The sequence below is a fragment of the Telluria sp. B2 genome (assembly GCF_051789535.1).
In the GTDB taxonomy this organism is placed as follows: Bacteria; Pseudomonadota; Gammaproteobacteria; order Burkholderiales; family Burkholderiaceae_D; genus Telluria.
Genome location: NZ_CP196525.1, coordinates 2,539,173 through 2,557,686, shown reverse-complemented (window position 1 = coordinate 2,557,686; position 18,514 = coordinate 2,539,173). Strand labels below are relative to the sequence as shown.

At 63.1% G+C, this 18,514-nt stretch carries 14 protein-coding genes; 7 read left to right on the top strand and 7 right to left on the bottom strand.

The window, feature by feature from the left end:
* Positions 1 to 247: 247 nt before the first annotated feature.
* From ACSUZJ_RS11435 to ACSUZJ_RS11420, 4 genes are read left to right on the top strand one after another with little or no spacing between them, the layout of a single operon-like run.
* On the top strand, positions 248 to 1,879 hold the full coding sequence (locus ACSUZJ_RS11435) for an HNH endonuclease (RefSeq protein ID WP_499416169.1): 1,632 nt from the start codon (positions 248 to 250) through the stop codon (positions 1,877 to 1,879).
* An 8-nt stretch (positions 1,880 to 1,887) separates the two neighbouring features.
* On the top strand, positions 1,888 to 3,093 hold the full coding sequence (locus ACSUZJ_RS11430) for a nucleotidyltransferase domain-containing protein (RefSeq protein ID WP_499416167.1): 1,206 nt from the start codon (positions 1,888 to 1,890) through the stop codon (positions 3,091 to 3,093).
* A gap of 6 nt (positions 3,094 to 3,099) precedes the next feature.
* Positions 3,100 to 4,884 (top strand): ThiF family adenylyltransferase, encoded by a 1,785-nt coding sequence (locus ACSUZJ_RS11425; RefSeq protein WP_499416165.1) that lies wholly within the window; start codon positions 3,100 to 3,102, stop codon positions 4,882 to 4,884.
* A complete protein-coding gene (locus tag ACSUZJ_RS11420; protein WP_499416163.1) occupies positions 4,865 to 5,389 on the top strand; it encodes a Mov34/MPN/PAD-1 family protein in 525 nt (174 codons plus the stop codon). The genes ACSUZJ_RS11425 and ACSUZJ_RS11420 overlap by 20 nt, the downstream gene beginning before the upstream one ends.
* A gap of 285 nt (positions 5,390 to 5,674) precedes the next feature.
* Here ACSUZJ_RS11420 and ACSUZJ_RS11415 read toward each other — a convergent pair whose 3' ends face one another.
* Positions 5,675 to 6,424, bottom strand: coding sequence for an MBL fold metallo-hydrolase (locus tag ACSUZJ_RS11415; RefSeq protein WP_499416161.1), 750 nt, complete (start codon positions 6,422 to 6,424; stop codon positions 5,675 to 5,677).
* A gap of 221 nt (positions 6,425 to 6,645) precedes the next feature.
* Here ACSUZJ_RS11415 and ACSUZJ_RS11410 point away from each other — a divergent pair, with 221 nt between their 5' ends.
* On the top strand, positions 6,646 to 7,455 hold the full coding sequence (locus ACSUZJ_RS11410; RefSeq protein WP_499416159.1) for a TlpA family protein disulfide reductase: 810 nt from the start codon (positions 6,646 to 6,648) through the stop codon (positions 7,453 to 7,455).
* A gap of 30 nt (positions 7,456 to 7,485) precedes the next feature.
* Here ACSUZJ_RS11410 and ACSUZJ_RS11405 read toward each other — a convergent pair whose 3' ends face one another.
* From ACSUZJ_RS11405 to ACSUZJ_RS11390, 4 genes are all read right to left on the bottom strand, one after another.
* Entirely contained in the window at positions 7,486 to 9,099 is a 1,614-nt protein-coding gene (locus ACSUZJ_RS11405) for a methyl-accepting chemotaxis protein (protein WP_499416157.1), read from the bottom strand.
* A gap of 299 nt (positions 9,100 to 9,398) precedes the next feature.
* Positions 9,399 to 10,256, bottom strand: coding sequence for a thiol:disulfide interchange protein DsbG (gene dsbG / locus ACSUZJ_RS11400; RefSeq protein ID WP_499416155.1), 858 nt, complete (start codon positions 10,254 to 10,256; stop codon positions 9,399 to 9,401).
* Positions 10,253 to 12,076: a protein-disulfide reductase DsbD gene (gene dsbD, locus ACSUZJ_RS11395; protein WP_499416153.1), complete on the bottom strand. Its 1,824-nt coding sequence runs from the start codon at positions 12,074 to 12,076 to the stop codon at positions 10,253 to 10,255. The genes dsbG and dsbD overlap by 4 nt, the downstream gene beginning before the upstream one ends.
* 48 nt (positions 12,077 to 12,124) lie before the next feature.
* Positions 12,125 to 12,931 (bottom strand): redoxin family protein, encoded by an 807-nt coding sequence (locus ACSUZJ_RS11390; RefSeq protein ID WP_499416151.1) that lies wholly within the window; start codon positions 12,929 to 12,931, stop codon positions 12,125 to 12,127.
* A gap of 211 nt (positions 12,932 to 13,142) precedes the next feature.
* Between ACSUZJ_RS11390 and ACSUZJ_RS11385 the strand changes: the two genes are divergently transcribed.
* Positions 13,143 to 13,808 (top strand): response regulator, encoded by a 666-nt coding sequence (locus ACSUZJ_RS11385; RefSeq protein WP_499416149.1) that lies wholly within the window; start codon positions 13,143 to 13,145, stop codon positions 13,806 to 13,808.
* Positions 13,805 to 15,127: an ATP-binding protein gene (locus ACSUZJ_RS11380; RefSeq protein ID WP_499416148.1), complete on the top strand. Its 1,323-nt coding sequence runs from the start codon at positions 13,805 to 13,807 to the stop codon at positions 15,125 to 15,127. Before ACSUZJ_RS11385 ends, ACSUZJ_RS11380 begins: the two co-directional genes overlap by 4 nt.
* 21 nt (positions 15,128 to 15,148) lie before the next feature.
* Here ACSUZJ_RS11380 and ACSUZJ_RS11375 read toward each other — a convergent pair whose 3' ends face one another.
* Positions 15,149 to 17,359 carry a heavy metal translocating P-type ATPase gene (locus ACSUZJ_RS11375; protein WP_499416146.1) on the bottom strand — a complete coding sequence of 737 codons (2,211 nt, stop codon included), beginning with the start codon at positions 17,357 to 17,359 and terminating at the stop codon, positions 15,149 to 15,151.
* Between the two features lie 4 nt (positions 17,360 to 17,363).
* Positions 17,364 to 18,512, bottom strand: a complete 1,149-nt coding sequence (locus tag ACSUZJ_RS11370; RefSeq protein WP_499416144.1) for a c-type cytochrome — start codon at positions 18,510 to 18,512, stop codon at positions 17,364 to 17,366.
* Positions 18,513 to 18,514: the final 2 nt, after the last annotated feature.

Below are 18,514 nucleotides of genomic sequence, written 5' to 3'. Positions count from 1 at the left end.
CCCACTGCTGAGGCGTCTCCTGCCACTTCGGCTCGACCACATTTACCCTCGGTTATTCATCCGCTTCTTTGCCTCAGGTGGCGCAGAGTAACGTGTAGCAACTCTTGATACCGCTTGTCGCTTTCGCACTCCGCAAAAATTTCCTTGTGGTTGTAGCTGCATGGAAATCCGTATTGCTGTAGGATATTGTCCTACAAGAGTGTCACCAAGATGCCGACGACTTAGCAATTGGTAACCAAGGACAACAATGGGAATTTTACAGCCCTCCCCAGCTACTGTAGTACCACTCTCCGCCGGGACTGCGGTGTGCGTTACTGTTCCCGCACTATCTGACGACGAACTCGCTGCTAGCTTTCGCAAGGCGCTCGCAAGCGGTAGCGAGGTGTTGTTCATCGCGAACAAGTTCAAAGTTGCTTTGTTTGAAAAGTTGGCAGCTACTTCTCTCTGGAAGGCAATTGCCCGCGGCGAGTTTGGTAACGATTGCATCGCAGCCGTGAGCGCAAGCCTGCGGACAAAGCGCGTCTTCTGGGACGCGACGAGTCTGGCTGACCCACACTCCGTCGACTTAGCTACTGTGACGCCTGTTCTCGTAAAAAAGGCTCTCATCACAAGCTGGGTCAGGACTGCGGACCAGGTTACTGGCCGGCTGGGCCACGTATCCCCTGAGGTCAAGAGAGAAGTCGCGTACCTTGCAGCATACCGTTGCCAGTTTCCGGGTTGCGGAAGAGACCTCGGCGAGCACGCTGCAACTGGCGGGAAAGGCGTGTTCAGCTACTTCGCCCATATCGTCGCAGCCTCCGCAGACGGCCCTCGTGGGGACCCGATAGAGTCTCCACTGCTTGTTGATGAGCCATCGAATTTCCTGCTCCTATGTGACGAGTGCCATCGGCTCATCGATAAGGTTGACCCGGACACCTATAAGACCGAGGTTTTACGCAAGATGCGCGCTGATTCCATCCATGAGGTCAAGCGCCTGCTGGGAACACTTCGCTACCCAGAAGCCGACGTTATGTACCTGTTGGGTAACGTAACTGGCCAGGTTCCGCACATCAGTGAACGTGATATGGACGAAGCGCTCTGGGCTAGCGGCCTACGCCGCTCGAGCAAGAATGCGGTGTCATATTTTGCGTTCGGCGGGCAGCATCATGCGCCGCATGAGCCGAGTTACTGGAGCGCAGTATTCGCCACCTTGAAGTTCGACTTGCTTAACCTGCAGGCTAATCTCAATGGGGTGCGCACTGGAGGCGGGCCGCGGCCTCGCTTGGCCGTATTCCCGTTTCATGGCACGTCGATATTGCTTCTTGCCGGCCGCCTCCTCGGCGATATGGCGGGCATACACGTGTTCCAGCCACATCGAAACAAGATCGGTGAAACCTGGGGCACACGATGGGCCTGGCCAACTGATGCTGTAGTGCCAACCCAAGGAAAATTCAAAGTCAAAACGTTGAAGGACCACACCGGTACCGAAGAGGCAGCCAACCTCATCGTATCGCTTACCTTCCCTGTCGCTACCGCCAGGCTCGCGCCGGTCTCGGCGGACAATGGCAACTTGACCTTGCCTACTATTGAAATCTCGGTCGAGAATTTCGGCCACTCGACAATTCGCCACCCCTCGGACCTGACATTGTTCGGTGCTGCGGTAGACGAAGCCTTAAAGCACCTCCAAGACGTATGGAACGTTAAGAAAGTACATCTCTACGTTGGCGCACCAGCTGGCGCGGTACTGCTGATTGGCCAGAAGATGCAAGCTCGCCACCATGCAACGTTTGTTTGCTACGAGTCTTTGCCTGATAACGGCGCCTTCGCTCCAACTATCGAAATCTCGTCACAACAAATCCGGACAGTCGGCCACGACTTGACGGTGTCCCTTCAGACCTGAGACCTAACATGACAACATCGCTAACTTTGTCGAAACGCATCGTTGATTCGCTCATCGTACGCCAGGAAGAGCAGCAGTGGGAGCAGCTCATCAGCTCACTATTGCGACGCCTCGAGCTCAACGCAACAGATAGAGCCGAGGCTGAGGATGAATACGAAATTCTTGGTGACTCGATTGCTGAAAAGCTGCGCTTGCCGCGTCATGACGTTATCGTCTCGCCGCAAGGGTCCATGCGTACGCAAACCACCATCAGCCCGCGTCACCCCGTAAAATTCGACATCGATATCTTCGTCGAGCTGGCTGGCCCTGGATACGATGCGCTTCCGCCAGAGACGATGTTTCAGCGTTTTGGTGAGGCGCTGGACGGTAACGAAGAGGTTACGGGAAAGCGTGAAGAAAAGCGTCGCTGCTGGCGTCTGGGTTATCCTGGGAAGCCCTTCTACTTTGATGTGACGCCCGCTGTGCGAGGTGCCAGCTATGCAGGCGGCAGCTTGCGCGTTCGCGACCCGGAAACGGATTGGGCACCTACAAATCCAGGCGAGTTTGCTGAGTGGTTCTGCAAGCATGCAGAACAACGATTCATCTTCGCGACGCCGTTCCTGAAAAGCGAAGGGCTGGTCGCACGCTCAAACGTCGAACCTCTACCAGATGAACCCGTCGGCCTCGACGACATCCTGCGCCGTACGGTCCAGTTGATGAAGCTCCACCGCGACAATATGTACTGGTTCGCGGACGAAAAGCGCAAGGCGGCTCAACCCATTTCCATCATCATCGTCACCCTGGTAACGCGAGCCTACGAAGAGCTCATCCGCACCCAGCGGGCAAGCTTCCGTTCACCGCTGGAAGTAGTTCTCAAGCTTGTCGAGATGATGCCCAACTACATTGGGCACAACGGTATCCGATACCAGATACCTAACCCGAAGCTCCCGCTCGAAAATTTTGCCGACCGCTGGAATACCGACGCAGGTGCTCGAGCTACTGAATTCAAGCGCTGGCACACCCGTCTCGAAGCCGACCTCGATAAGCTGCTTCATAACGGCGTCAAGACCGCGCCTGAAGCAGACATTCGCGAAGTCTTCGGCGGCGTGGGTGTCGAAGCATGGAAAGCGAGTCGGCCGAAGGCTAACATCATGGACGGCTTGCTCGCCAGCGCGGGCCCACTGTCGAATCCGACTGCGCCTATCAAACCTGGCTCGGCCGACACCTTGGGATAAATCCGGGTGCCAGTGTTTCGTTTCCCTGATGCAGTACGCACCGTCGAGTCGTGGCTCGACGGTGTCGGAAGTTCGTTTGCGACCAAACTCAAGCGCAGCAGTGCTTCGACGACTCTTGAGTGGGAACTGGACCTGCGCGAAGAGGGGTACCCAATCGAAAGCGCCCGCATCCGGCTTGGTGCACTTTTCCCCGCAGTACCTTGCGAACTTTATGTGGCAGCTGAACTGTGTTTGCAGTTGCCGCATGTGGAGGAAGATGGCCGGGTTTGTCTCGATGAGGTATGTCAGCCGTCAGACTTCGACCGACCGATTGCAGCGGTCATTAGGGCAATCACGCGGTTCAAGACCGAGCTACTACAGCGCTCATCAAACGCCGAGTGGCGAGAAAAAGAACTGCATGCTGAGCGCTTGTCGTACTGGAACCGGTTTTGCAACCAGCGACAGAAGTCTCCTCAAGGACGCCCTCGGCCGCGCACGACCTTGGTAAATATGGTCGATGTCGACGAATGGACCGAAGGCGAAATCGCGGCGTTTGCTCCAAAGGGGAGCCGTAGCCGGCGCATCCAGACTCAAGTTGTCACCCTTGGTGAAACAGATCCCGTTGAACTAGCGAACCGGCATGGATTCAGCTCGGGAACTCTTGTTAAAGGTAGCGCCGTGTTCGTGCGGCTTCCGGAAGAGTTCCGATGGAGTCCGCTCACGTGGCCGCAGAACTTCCATGAGCTTGAAAAGCTGGTTCGCTCTATCACACAGTCGCACCATTCGATTGCGGAATGGCTTTCAGACAAAGGATGGGTCGATACCTCGGAAGAGGCGGTAAAACCATCGAAGAGCGACAAGATTGGAATTGGCACGAAGCCTTTACTGGTCGTGTTCTGTCATGGCAGGGAACTGTACGGCTACCAGATTTCGCAGTCGATAGTGTCGCTAGTAACGCTCCCGCACGCGGCCCCCATCAAAATCGTCCGGGTTGACCCGACCTGGTCACTGACACGGGACTATTCCACATCGGCTTTCAGCCGGCGTCAGGGGAAACATGTCCTTGCGCTAGGCACAGGCTCTCTTGGAAGTCCAATTATCGATGTCCTCGCGCGCGCAGGCGTCGGCGCCATCGACATCGTTGACGCGCAAGTGTTCGGCCCTGAGAACGTGTCGCGCCACCTACTTGGGATGTCATCCATCCTTAAGGGTAAAGCGTCGGAGATGGCTGCCCGCATCAGAAAAGAGATCCCAGACGTAGAGGTGCGCGGTTACCCTGGAGACGCGCGCACTTGGTGTGCAGAGAACTGCAAGCCGGGCAAATATGACCTCGTCATAGACCTGACCGCGGAGTCGTCTGTACGCATCTTCCTAGCTCATGTACGTGCTGCGCTGCTTGGGGATACTCCCGTCGTTCACGCATGGGTCGAACCCCACTGTGCAGCGACGCATGTTGTTGCGACAGTTGCGCGTGAGCCTTGGCCGGCAAGTGACCCTGCCAGCACTCGAGTCAATGCCGCGGACTACTCCGCGGCGCAGATGCGTGTGAATCTCCCCGCTTGTAGTGAAGGTTTCCACCCTTATGGAAGTGCAGATGTCTTGCAGGCTGCCGGCTTCTCCGCAGAGCGCATCCTAGACATTCTGGACAACGGCCTGGTCACATCGACGGTGTGGAGTTCAATTCGTTCTCAAGCGTTCTTTGATTCGCTCGGCGTTCCAATTTCGACCAGAGCTATCGTCCCTGTCCAAGGAGGCCCTCGCGACGGAATAATGCTGACGCGCATGCTTACGGATGTGCTCCAAAATGCATGAGCGCATGGAATTCCAACTTGAAGGCGCACATTGGAGTCTCGAGTTTGCTCCAGCAGCGGCCTCTATCATGTGCGCAAACGCCCAGACGAAATTTGCGTCTTGCGAAGCCGTTGGCCAGCTCTACACTCGTGACCTGACTAGCTCATCGGTCGTCGTTGAACACGCGACCCTGTTAGAACCGCGACGTGCAAGTCGAGGTCGAGTTCAGTTCGACCCGAAGTCGGCATACGCCGAACGTGCTGAGCTCTTCAAGCAGGGCCTGCACTGCGTTGGCATTTGGCACACGCATCCCGAGCCTCACCCCTCTCCTTCAGGAGAGGACAGGCGCCTCGCGCGCGACTACGCCATCGCAGCTAAGCCGGCGTTATCAGGAATTGTTTTCGTAATCGTAGGCACTCAGCCATTGCCGAATGCGTTTAAAGTCTGGGTGGACAACGGGGAAGAGCTACATATCGCGAAGGCTACCTGTGTACACCTAAGCATTGGTGACAAGAGCGGCTACTAAACTGTGCACCTCGACCATTCGCTTCCGTTCGGTCTGCGAATGGCGCTTGCTACCGAATGATTTTCCGCCCTATCAAACGGTTCACTACTGGTTCCGTCGCCTGGGGCTACGCTCCTTTTCCGAACGTTCCGCGACCTGGCACTGATGTTGAAACGAATGTGCGAGCACCATTCGTGAAGCCCCACGAACACCGGGAGTGAATCTGCTTCTCGTCGCCAGGCTGCCACGTCATTCGTCGGTGTTTTCCAATGCCATACATCGGTCGCCCGACCCTATATCGACTGACTATCCTTGCGGACTCTCGGTCATCTGCTGGCAGTACTTGCTGAGATTCTCCGGCAGATCAGACGGACATACACCGCATTGCTTATTGCCGGGGACCGCATAGTCGATAAACTTCGGGTATGGCAGGTTGAGCCCCGCCATGATCTGCCGGAACTCCTCGATCGAGCGGTCTGCACCAAGGCGAGGATTGCGTTCCTTTTCCTGCATGACGGAAGACACCCACCTTTTTTGATAATCATGCGCCGGATAGACGAGCGTTTCGTCGGGCAGCGCAAACAGCTTGCCACGCACGCTGTGGTAGAGCGCATCCGAATCGCCCTGCTGGAAGTCGGTTCGTCCGCAAGCTTCGATCAACAGGGCGTCGCCCGTGAAGACGCGGTCCCCGAGCACGTAGGCGAAATGCCCCGACGTATGGCCCGGCGTGTGCAGGGGCTGGAATTCCATGGAGCCTACCTTGAAAGGGGTCCCCTCTTCCAGCTGAACATCCGCACAGTCAACGCGTTCCGCTGCTGGCGCTGCAATTCGGCTCCCCACCTTGTTCTTCAGCTCCAGCGCCGCCGTGATGTGGTCGGCGTGGACATGGGTATCGATGCTGTATGCAAGTGTCAGCCCCAGGCGCCGAAGCTCCTCTAGGTCACGATCGATGGTCACAATCACAGGATCGATCAATACTGCTTGCCCGGTCTCCGGACAGCCGATCAGATAGGTGTAGGTGCTAGACAAGGGCTCAAAAAGCTGTCGGAAGATCATGCGGCTTCTCCTTCTGAAGACAAGGGCGCACGTGCCCTCGGTGCCCGCAGTATAGAAGACCGATGAGGTTTTCGGCGCGCGCTGCCGCCACGATACAGCCGCGTTCGATTGCTAATGCTGCATTAATCCACGCACTTTAGCATTCCCTGGTAAGCGGTCCCGAAGCGCATGACGCGGCCGCTGTACGACGGTCATGCCAGACTGTCCTTTCAGGAGGAGTGGTGGACGAATTCGACGTAGGCAGGTGGGCAATACCGGCGCTGGCCATCGTGGCCAGCGCTGCAGTGAGCTGGTGGTACCGGCGCAGGCGCGGCTGGCACAGCTGGCCGGTGGTGTGGAAGACGATCCTGGGTGGCCTGGTCGCCGCCCGGATCACGTTCGTGCTCCAGAACGCACCGGAGTACGCCGCCGAGCCGCTCTCGATCCTGGCTGTCAGCGACGGCGGGTTCTCGGACACGGCCGGCGTGCTGGTGGCATTCATGCTCGGCGCGCACCTGACGGCCAGGACGAACACGCCGCGCCGGCCGGTCTTCGCCGCGGTCCTGAGCGCGGGCGTGGTCTGGATCGGCGGCGCCATCGCCATGCTCGATTTCGGACCGCCCAGCACGCCGGTGCCCCTGGTCGAGCTGCGCCGGCTCGACGGCACACCGGTGCAACTACGGACTCTGACGGACAAGCCGATGGTGGTCAACCTGTGGGCAACCTGGTGCCCGCCGTGCCGGCGCGAGATGCCTGCGCTGCAGGATGCCCAGAAGCGCCACCCCGGCATCACCTTCGTCTTCGTCAACGAAGGCGAGGACGCGGCGACGATCAGGGCGTTCCTGGCGCAGCAGAAGCTGGATCTCGACAACGTACTGACCGATCGCGCCCGGGAGCTGGGCCGCCGTACCGGATCGTTTGCCATGCCGACGACGCTCTTCTACGGCAAGGATGGCCGCCTGTTCCTGCGTCACATGGGTGAGCTCGACCGTGAGGGCCTCGACAGCCGCCTGGAGATGCTCGCAGCGCCTGGCACGAGGGCCAAGCGCTGACCGGTGGCCGGCTCAATCCGCAGCAACCGACTAGCCCGCCATCGCTGGCAGTGCCAGACGGGACGTATGCGAAGCCCCACCGTCCAGGCGCAGCGGATGTCCGGCCTGCGCCGGGGCGAGCTTGAAGGTGCTGACGACCGCCAGCAGCTCCTGCGCCTGCGCCTGCATCGAGTCGGCCGCCGCGGCGGCTTCTTCGACGAGCGCCGCATTCTGCTGCGTGACCTGGTCCATTTGTGCGATGGCCTGGTTGACCTGCGCGATCCCGGCACTCTGTTCCTGTCCGGCGAGCGTGATCTCGGCCATGATGTCGGTGACGCGCTTCACGCTGGCGACGACCTCGGTCATGGTATCGCCCGCGACATTGACGAGCTTGCTACCCGCATCGACCTTGCCCACCGAATCGCCAATCAGCGCCTTGATTTCCTTGGCCGCCGCGGCGCTGCGCTGCGCCAGGTTACGGACCTCGGATGCGACGACCGCGAAACCGCGTCCCTGCTCGCCCGCGCGTGCCGCTTCCACTGCCGCATTCAGCGCCAGGATATTGGTCTGGAATGCGATCCCGTCGATGACGCCGATGATGTCGGCGATGCGCTTGGCGGCCTCGTTGATCGCGCCCATCGTGCCGACTACCTCCTCGACAACCTGACCGCCCTTCAGCGCGACTTCCGACGCCGTCGTGGCCAGTTCGTTGGCATGTCGGACGCTCTCCGAATTCTGCTGCACGGTGCTGGTGAGTTCCTCCATCGAGGCCGCCGTCTCCTCGAGCGAACTGGCCTGCTCTTCGGTGCGCGCCGACAGGTCCAGGTTGCCCGCCGCGATCTCACCTGACGCGGTCGTGATCGTGTCGGTACCGTCGCGAACCTTCTGCACCAGGGTCGCCAGGCTGTGCTGCATCTGGCGCATCGCGAACATCAGGCTCGTCTGGTTGCGCTCGTCATCGAGGGCGATTTGCACGGTCAGGTCGCCGGCCGCGATCGAACCCGCGATGCTCGCCGCATAGTCCGGCTCGCCGCCAAGCTGGCGGGTAATGCTGCGGGTGAGCCAGAATGCGACGGCGCCGCCGGCGACGATGGCGAAGGCGGCGAGCGCCAGGCTGGCCGCGAACATGGTCTGGGTACGCGTCACCAGTTCGGTCTTGACCTGTTCTGCCGCCGCGTTCTTTTCCTTCAGGATCTTCAGCAGTTCGCCACGCATTTCACGCCACACCGGGGTTTCCTCGCCATTCAGGATGACGACGCCGGAAGCGGCATCGGTTTTCACGAGTCCAAGGATGCGGTCCTGCACTTCTGCGCGCTGCTGTTGCAGGGTTTCCAACCTGGTGAGCGCCGTATCTGCAGCGGCATCCTTACCCGCAACTGCACGGGCGGATTTCAGGGCGCTGTCGAAGTCCTTGCGCGCAGCCGCCAGGTTCTTGTAGCCGGTTTCGTTATCCGGTGCGAGGACAACATTGCGGAGCGCCTGCCCCATCTGCAGTCCTTGCGCGTACATCGTGTTCGCCTCGGCCAGGAAAGCCTGGTCCTGGTCCACAAAGTTGCCGAATCGCGCTGTCGCATCGCGCATTCCCGAGATCGCGACGGCCAACGCGATCGCGAACAACACAAAGACAATGGCCATGCACAGGGCCATCTTGTTCCGAAGTTTCATCCGTTCCTCATTTGATTTCTGATCGACTGTATGCACAGCAGTTAGGAAAATTATCCGAGGAAACTGAAAGTTCCAGAAGGAAATTATTGCTAACGTGGGCTGCGGATCGGGAAGTGATGCGGCTGCGCAACATCCCTTTGCAAGCAATGGACGAACGCGCTCAGCCTGCGTCTTCGGTAGAAGAAACAGGCTGAATTGACCGATGAGGCATCAAGTGCAGCGCACGAGGCGCAGGATCCTCTAACCCATTTAAAGCCCTGCGTTCATTGGGAACGGATGCCTTTTCAAACCTTGCCCCATCACTTGAATTTGGCCAGTGCCGGGTCGGTCACCCGTTGTTCGGGCAAGCCCGTGATGGACGGAAGCTCCGACAGACGCGGCATCCCGCTCTTCACCTGGACCTTGCCCTGCTTGTCACGCCAGACCACGCCAGGGGTGCCAGCTATGCCGAAGGCATCCATCAGCTCTCCGTTACGGCGGATCGACGCCGCCACCGACGGGTGCGACTGCTCGGTCTTGCCAGCGTCCGGCTTCCACGGCTTGCCGTGGTTTTCCTCCATGCGCCGGAACGCTGCGGTTTTGTCGGGCGCTGCCAGTACTTCGATCGCTTTCGGCATGCTGGTCGGGCCAAGCGTCGCGACCGGAATCCAGCGCACCTGCAGCCCTGCCGCTTCGTATGGCTGCACTGCGCGCCACATGAAGTGGCAATATGGGCAATTCGGGTCGACAAAGGCGTAGATGACGCTCTTTGGATTCTTGATGCTGCCTTCGGCGATGAAAGCCGATTTCTCCAGCTGCGCGTAAGCGGCTGCGAAATCCGGCTGGGGGATGTACATATCTTCGTACTGGGCCGACAGGTTCTGTCCGCGCTCGTCGATCAGCGCTCCCGCTACCAAGGTCTTCCCGTCCGCCGTGGTATACACCAGGGAATGGCGTGCTCCCTGGGACAGCACCCAGCCCGTGAGCCCGGAGGCCGCCGGGAACTGCTTCACCACCTTGACGCCGGCGTCGACGGCGCGCGCGAGCGCCGGCGGGGTCTGCTGGGCGGCAAGCGCCCCCGTGTTGATGAGTGCTGCTGCGAGCGCGGCGATGACCATGGCTGGAAGCGCGAGTTTGTAAGCCTGCATGTTGTCTCCAATGGGGAAGGTGTTATTCAAGGTTGGGCGCCCGTTTGCGCGGTCTCGGCCTTGCGCAGCGAAGCGAGGAAGGCATCGGCATCTTCGTAGCCGATCACCCGGGTGCCGCCGAGTTCGCGGCCGTCAGGGCTGAAGAAGATGATTCCTGGTGGCCCGAACAGGCCGAATCGCTTGAGCAGGGCCTGGTCGGCCGCATTGTTGGCGGTCACGTCGGCCTGGAGGAGGAGCATCCGGCCGAAGCGTTCCTGCACCCGCGGATCGGAAAAGGTGAAACGCTCCATCTCCTTGCAGGACACGCACCAGTCGGCGTAGAAGTCGAGCATGACGGTCTTGCCGGGACTCCTGGCCAGGATGGCGTCGAGCTCCTCGACCGAACGGACGCGCTGGAACGGAGTCTCTCCATGCGCCTCGGCCGTAGCAAACGGCGCCAATGGATCGCTGCCGCCGGCGGCCAGCCCTGCCAACTGGGTCAGGCCGAGCACCCCTGCGACCAGGCCGGCCGCTACCGCGAACGGCCGGCGCGGTCGTGGCAGCAGCAGCGAGGCCGCATAGCCGGCGCCCAGCAGGCCCCATCCCAGCATCAGGGCCCGCGACGGCAGGACCGGCGCTGCGATCCACAAGGCGGTACCGAGCATCAGTACGCCGAAGAAGCGCTTGACGCCAACCATCCAGGCACCGGCGCGCGGGAGCAGTGTGCCCGCCGAGGCCCCGACCAGCAGCAGCGGCACGCTCATGCCGGCAGCCATGGCGAACAGCGCGCTGCCGCCGATGAAGGCATCCTTGGTCTGGCTGATGTACACGAGCGCGCCCGCGAGCGGGGCGGCGACGCAGGGCCCGACGATCAGCGCCGAGATGGCGCCCATTGCGAACACACCGGCGTGGGTGCCCGCCCCTTGCCGGTTGGACGCCCCCGCCAGGCGCGACTGGATCACCGCCGGCATCTGCAGCTCGAACACGCCGAACATCGGCAAGGCCAGCACGACCATCAGGAGGGCGAACGCGCCCAGCACCCAGGCATTCTGCAGTGCCGCCGCCAGTCCTTCGCCCGCCAGCCCCGCCGCCACGCCCATCGCGGTGTACACGATTGCCATGCCGAGCGAATACGACACCGACAGTGCCAGGCCACGCACACGCGACGCGGAACCCTTGTCACCGACGATGATCGAGGAAAGGATCGGCAACATCGGCAGGACGCAGGGCGTGAACGACAGGCCAAGGCCCAACAGCAGGAACATCGGGACGATGACCGCCAGCTCGCGGCTGCTCAATGCACGTTCGATGCGTCCGCTATCGTCGTCATTCGATAGCGTGCTGTCCGGCGCGGCAGCGGCCGGCTGAGGGCTTGCCTGCGCCGCCGCGGTCGAGGACGACCCCGCCGGCCCGGCAGCGGCCAGGACCGCGGTCGATGCCATCGGCGGGTAGCACAAGCCCTTGTCGGAGCAGCCCTGCGAGGTGGTCTTCAAGGTGAAACTTCCGTTCCCGTCCACGGAAATACGCACCTTGACGATTCCTCGGTAGGTTTCCATCTCCTTCTGGAAGGTCTCGTCGAAGTGCTTCTCGCCGGCCGGGAAGGCAGGCTGTCCAAGCCGGGTCTGCCCGGCTTCGAATGCGAAGCGCTCGCGGTACATGTAGTAGCCCGGCGCGATGTCGAAGCGCACTTCAGCTGTCTGTCCGTCGACCATGTAGGCGGCGAAGCGGAATGCCTGCTCAGGGGGCAGGAAATCATCGTCGGCCGCCGCCGCGCTGCCGGAGGCTGCAAGTAGCACCGCGGCAAGCTGGGCCAGCAGCAGCGCACGCAGCCACTGGTGAAATCCAAATACCGTCCGGGATAAGAAAACCATACGCTTTCTCCTGTCGTTTGTTGATGTCGCTATCGCACGCTTTTCGGTTCAGCGCTTGCCGCGCAGGACGGTCAGGTGTTCGGCCAGCGTGGCGCTCGATACCTCGCCCATTCGCTTGTCGACGAGTATTCCGTTCGCGTCGAAGAACAGCGTGGTCGGCAGACCCGGGGCGCCAGCTGCCTTGGCAAGTTCTCCGCCGGGGTCGAGCACCACGTTTCGCAACGGCAGGCCCTCGGTCTTCAGGTAGGCCCGTACCGCAGCACTATCCTCGCCCTGATTGACGAACACGAAATTCAGGTCGCTCGCTTCTCGCTGCGCCTTGCCCAGCGCGGGCATTTCTCGCCTACATGGGGGACACCAGCTCGCCCACAGGTTGACAACCATGGGCTTGCCGGCAAACGCGGCCAATGGAACGGCGCGCCCGTCGAGATCGGTCAGTGTCACCTCGGGCAAGACCTGGCGCTCGGTGGTCATGCGAAGCAGCCCATTCCCGCCGATCCAGATGACGAGACCAGCCCATACGGCGCTGACGATCGCCGCACGCTGGTCGACCCTGCGCCATGCCAGGATGGCGCCGATGACGAGGGCCGCCGTAAAGCCCGCGACAGGCGCCAGCCCACCGTCGCGCAGGTCCGCCAGCCGCCATGGCTCTTCCGCGTAGAGCGGCCAGTAACGGGCAACAAAGGCGATGCGCGCAACGAGTACCCCGCCGGCGATGATCAGCCAGAGCGAGCCCTCGGCCTTTACGCCCCGCGCGGCTGCAACCCGGTTGCCGATGGCAGAGCCGAGGATGATCGTTGCAAAGATGACCAGCAGTTGCCCGGGCAAGGCGAGCGGTCCGAGGGTGATAGTCATGGTGTTGTGCTTTCTTGCATGGTGCCTGCCCGGACGGGCCCGAATGGGCCCGCACAGCGCTTGGCGAATGCTTCATCCTATTCCTTGCCGATTAGCACCACATTAACGAATCAGCCGAATCGCCAGGAGACCCGGTCCGGCATTCCGTTAATCGCGGCATAACCCTAAAGCGGTAAGATCGCGGTTCCTGCTTTTACTACCCGGGTTAGCCATGCGTGTACTCGTCATCGAAGACGACGAACTTGTCGCCAGCGGCATTCTTGCCGGCTTGCGCCTGTCTGGAATCGGAGCCGACCATGTCGCCAATGCCTCGCAAGCGGAAATGGCCGTGCAGACCGGCCGCTTCGACGTCCTCCTCCTCGATCTCGGACTGCCGGATACGGACGGGCTCACGCTGCTCAAGCGCTGGCGCGGCGCGGGCAAGGACTGGCCGGTGCTGGTCCTGACCGCGCGCGACGACGTACAGGACAAGGTGGCCGGCCTGCGCAGCGGCGCCGACGATTACCTCGTGAAACCCTTCGAGCTCGACGAACTGGTCGCACGGCTGCATGCGCTGCAGCGGCGTAGTGCCGGCCGCAGCGTCGACCGCATCGAGCATGGTCCGCTTGCCTTCGATCCGGGCACCCAGGTAGTGACGCTGGACGGGAACCCGGTCGAACTGTCGCGGCGCGAGCTGGCGCTGCTCCAGGCCCTCCTCAACAGCGGCCAGCGCATCCTCAGTGCCGACCAGGTCAAGGACAGCCTGTATGGGCTCGGCGATGGTGTAGAGAGCAATGCCCTGAACGTCCACATCTACCACCTGCGCCGCAAGCTCGGCCCGAACATCGTGGAGACCGTGCGCGGCCTCGGGTACCGGCTCGGCAAGGCGGGCGCATGAAGACGCTGCGCCTGCGCCTGCTGGTCACGATCGGCGCTTCGTTCGCGCTGTTCTGGACCCTGTCCTCGGTCTGGACGCTGGTCGACCTGCGCGACGAGTTCCGCGACGCACTCGACGAGCGGCTCGCTGCATCGGCACGCATGGTCGCCGCGCTGATTGCCGACTCGCCCCATCTTTCGGTGAAGCCAGGCTCGCGCGGTTCCAGCCCGATCCCCTACCTGGTCCGCACCGACAACGTGGCCTGCGAGATCCGGCTGCTGCGGGGCGGCATCGTGGGCCGCACCGAGAACAGCCCTGAACGCCTCGGCCTGGTGGCGCCCGGCTACCGCACCCGTGTCATCGATGGCGTTACATGGCGCAGCTACACCATCGAGCACAACGGGATGCGCATCACGACCGCGGACAAGGTGGAGCGCCGCCAGCAGCTGTTCCGGAATATCGCGTTCGCCACCTTCGTGCCCTTCCTGGTCGCCATGGGGGCGACCCTGGTCGCGCTATGGTTCGCCGTCCGCCATGGGCTGCGCCCGCTCGAACGGATCCGCGTTGCCCTCGAATCGCGCGAGCCCGGCGCGCTCCACCCGCTGCCCGAGCAGGACTTGCCGCGTGAACTCGCCCCGCTGGTAGCCACCGTCAACGGTTTGCTGGCCAGGATCGAACGCACCATCGAGCGCGAACGGCGCTTCACCGGCGACGCCGCGCACGAATTGCGCACGCCGCTCACCGCCGTGAAAACCCATCTCCAGGTCGCACGCATGAGTGGCGACGGACCGGACACCGCGGTCGCGCTGCAGCAGGCCGAACGTGGAGTCAGTCGCCTGCAGGGCATCATCAACCAGCTCCTGATGTTGGCGCGCGTCGAGGGTTCGATGTCATTCGACGACGACGAGCGCCTGCAGGCCGGTGCAATCGCCGAGCAGGTCGTCAATCAGCTTCCGGCGCAGCAGGTCGCCAGGGTTTGCATTCGCGACGAAGGCGGCGCGGCGCGCGCCCTGCGCATACCCGCATCCCTGGCCGTGACGGCGCTGCGCAACATCCTCGACAACGCGCTGCGCTACGGCGATGCCGAGGCGGCGGTCGTGCTGCGGATCGTGCAGCATGGCGGGATGGCGGGTTTCGCGGTGGAAGACCAGGGCAGCGGCATGAGCGAGGCGGAGATCGGCAAGGCAGGAGAGCGCTTCTGGCGCAAAGGCAGTGGCCAGGGCAGTGGCCTGGGCCTCTCGATCGTCAAGGCGATCGTCGCGCGCTACGACGGGAGCTGGAACCTCGAACGCCGCGAGGGCGGCGGGCTGGCCGCGCACCTCGCCTTTCCTGCCGAATAGCGCAGTCCTGGTTCAGGCGCGCTATCGCGCACTCCTCCCGGAAAGCAGCCGTCCCGAATTCAGCATGACGCTCAGGCTGCTGGCCAGCATGGCGCAAGCGGCGGCAACCGGCGTCACCATGCCGCTCGAGGCCAGCGCCAGCACAGCCACGTTATACACCATCGAGAACGCCAGGTTCTGGCGCACTACCCCGACGGTTCGGCGTGCATGCCGCCAGGCTGCGGCTACCTGCTCCACCCCGCCGGTCGCGATGACCACCCCTGCCGTCGCAACGGCGGCCGGAGTGGCGCCCTGCACTGCGACGCCACATTCGGCAGCAGCCAGGGCAAGTGCGTCATTGACACCGTCGCCGACGAACACCGCGGGCTTGCTGGCACGCTCGAGGACCTTCACTTTGTCCTCGGGCAAACAATGCGCATGGACCTGGTCCGGCCCAAGGCCGACCGCTTCTGCGACCGGAGCCGCAGCAGCCACACTGTCTCCGGTAACCAGGCGGGTGCTTATTCCTGCCTCCGCAAACGAACGCAGGGCGCGCGCGGCGTCTTCGCGTATGCGGTCTTGCAACAGGATGGCCCCGATCCACATCCCGTTACGCACGACTTCAACCCTGGTGCAGTTTGCCGGTGCACTTGCCGGCAAGGCCACGCCCTGCTCTTCGACGAAGCCTGCACTGCCCACCAGTACTGTGTCCTGTCCATCGCGGCTGCGCCAGGTGCAGCCCCGCGCATGACGCTGCACCAGCCCATCGCCGCCGCTGTCGCTGCTGCCTGCAGCTTCGGCCGCCGAGCGGATCGCGCGCGCCACCGGGTGCGCAATGTCCGCTTCCGCCCGCGCCGCGAGGGCAAACACCTCGGCCGCGACGGCGTGCTGCGAGCCCAGCACCTCGCGCACCTCCAGCATGCCTTCGGTCAGGGTACCGGTCTTGTCGAACAGGATCTCGCGGACGTTGGCCAGGGCTTCGAGCGACGCAGGGTCGCGCAGCAGGATCCCCTGGCGCGCCGCGCTCGCGGTCGAGGCGGCATACGCCAGCGGCAGGGCCAGCCCGACCGCGCAGGGACAGGCAGCGACCAGTACCGACAGGGCACGCAGGGCGGCCTGCACAGGATCGCCGCTGGCGGCCCAGCTAAACGTGAAACTGGCCGCCGCCAGCACCAGCGCGGCCGGCACCAGCCAGCGCGCAAAGCGCTCGGCCTGCATCGCGGCGGCGCTCTTGGTGCCGAGCAGCTCAAGCATGCGCACGCCGATGCGGTCGATGAAGCGCTGGCCCCAGGGCTGGTCGACGCGCAGCACCAGCCGCGACGACAGGTTGATGGAACCGGCGACGATGCTGTCGCCGGGCGCCACCGGCAAGGGGGCCGACTCGCCGCTCACGATCGCCGCATCGACCTCGCCTTCACCTTCGACGACGGTGCCGTCGACCGCCACGCGCTCGCCCGCGTGAACCAGCACAAGATCTCCGGGACCGACCCGGTGCGCGGGCTCTTCCGCCGGGACGCCATTGACGCCGATGCGGCGCACCGTTTCCGGTACCGCCTGGCGTAGCGCATTGACCGCCACCGAGTTGCGGCGCCGGGCATGCAGTTCGATCAGGCGCCCGCACAGCAGGAAACTCACCAGCATTGTCGCGGTGTCCGCATACACGTCGGCGCTGCCGCGCAGCAGCGACCATCCGGACAGAAGGCAGGACGCCAGCACGCCCGTCGACACCAGTGCATCCATGCCGGGCACGCCTGCACGCAAGGTCCGCCAGCCGGCGCGGTAGAAGGCCAGAGCCGACCAGGTCACGACCGGCAGCGCGGCCAGGCAGGAAGTGAGCGCGATCCACCATCCGGCTTGCGAGGCCGCCAACTCGGCATCGAGATACAGCGCCACCGATCCGAGCATGCTCCACATCCCGAAGAAGCCGGCCACCGCCAGCCGCATCCAGACTGCTCGTGCCTGCGCGTCGATCTGCCGTTCCATCTCCTGGGACTCGACCAGCGGGACAATGCCGTAGCCGAGCCGTTCGACCCGGGCAAACAATTCGTCGAGGTCGATCCGGTCCGGGTCCCAGCGCACCAGCGCCGAGCCGCCGGCAAAGCTGGTGCTGGCCGCGGTCACGCCGGGCGAACGCGCGATCGTGCGTTCGACCGCCAGCGCGCAGCTGGCGCACCACATGCCGTCGATGCTGACGACCATGCGGCCGGCGCGGCGCAGCGCATCCCGGTCGATGCCGGCGAAGGCCAGGTTCACCGCCTCAGCCCTTCGTCGCGGCGACTGGGGTGGCGCGGGCCACGCCAACGCCGATGATCTTGCCGTTCACTTCCTTGCCGTAGTAGCTCTTCTCATCCTTGTGGAAACGCATGCGTGCCTCCTCGATGGTCCCGGTCTGGCGCGGATCCTTCGGCCGCTCATGGCTGTTGATGTAGGCCGCCGCATCCCACGCATCCTGGTCCGACAGGCTGTACGGCTTACCAAGCGGCATGTTGGCCTTGATGAACCCGGCCGCGGTGTCGATCCGTGCCATGCCGGCGCCCCAGTTGTAGGCTTCCGGCCCCCACAGCGGCGGGAAACGCAGCTTGCCGCTCTCGTCCTTGCGGCCCTGCCCGTCGTCGCCGTGGCACAGCGCGCAATTCTGCGCGTAGACCTTGGCGCCGCGCGCATGGTCGTAGCCCTGCGGGGTCTCCTTGACCTTGATGTAGCCCCCGCCGCGCATCTGCTCGCCGTTCGGTGCGCCGTCGGCGAGCCAGTACATGTAGATCATCAGGTCCTTGTAGATGTCGTCGCCCGGCGGCGGCGCCTTGCCGGCCTCGGAGGCTTGGGCATTCATCGAATAGTTGAAGCAGCCGTTGATGCGCTCTTCCAGCGTGTTGACCTTGTTGTTCTTGGCCCGGTATTTCGGGTACTGCACGTAGGCCGCCCACATCGGCGCCGAGTTCTCGCGGCGGCCTGCGTCGAGGTGGCACTGGGCGCAGGCCATGCTGTTGCCGACGTAGCGCTGGGCATACTGCGGCGTGTGGATGAAGATATCGCGGCCGCGCCGGATCGCGTCGCCCTCCGGACCATCCGGCATTTCGGATTCGAGCGGCGGTACGAAGTAGCCGTCCGGACCGGTCGGCTGCAGTGGTGCGGCCACCTTGCCTTCCTTGTCCTTTTTGCGCTCGGCGCGTGCGGTGAGCATCTCCTGGCGCGCTTTCGCCTCGGCTGCCTCGCGCGTGAGCGCCGGCGCCGGCGTATCAGGGGTGAATCCGGCCATCGTCTGGAATCGCTGCCAGGCTCCGGTCTGGACCACCAGGGCGCCGAAGGCGAACAGCACCAGGCCGCCTCCGGCCGCCGCGGCCATGCGGCGGGCCGTGCTGCCCAGGGTATACGGTGACTTGGTCGTGGTTTTCTTCGCGTCGTTCATAT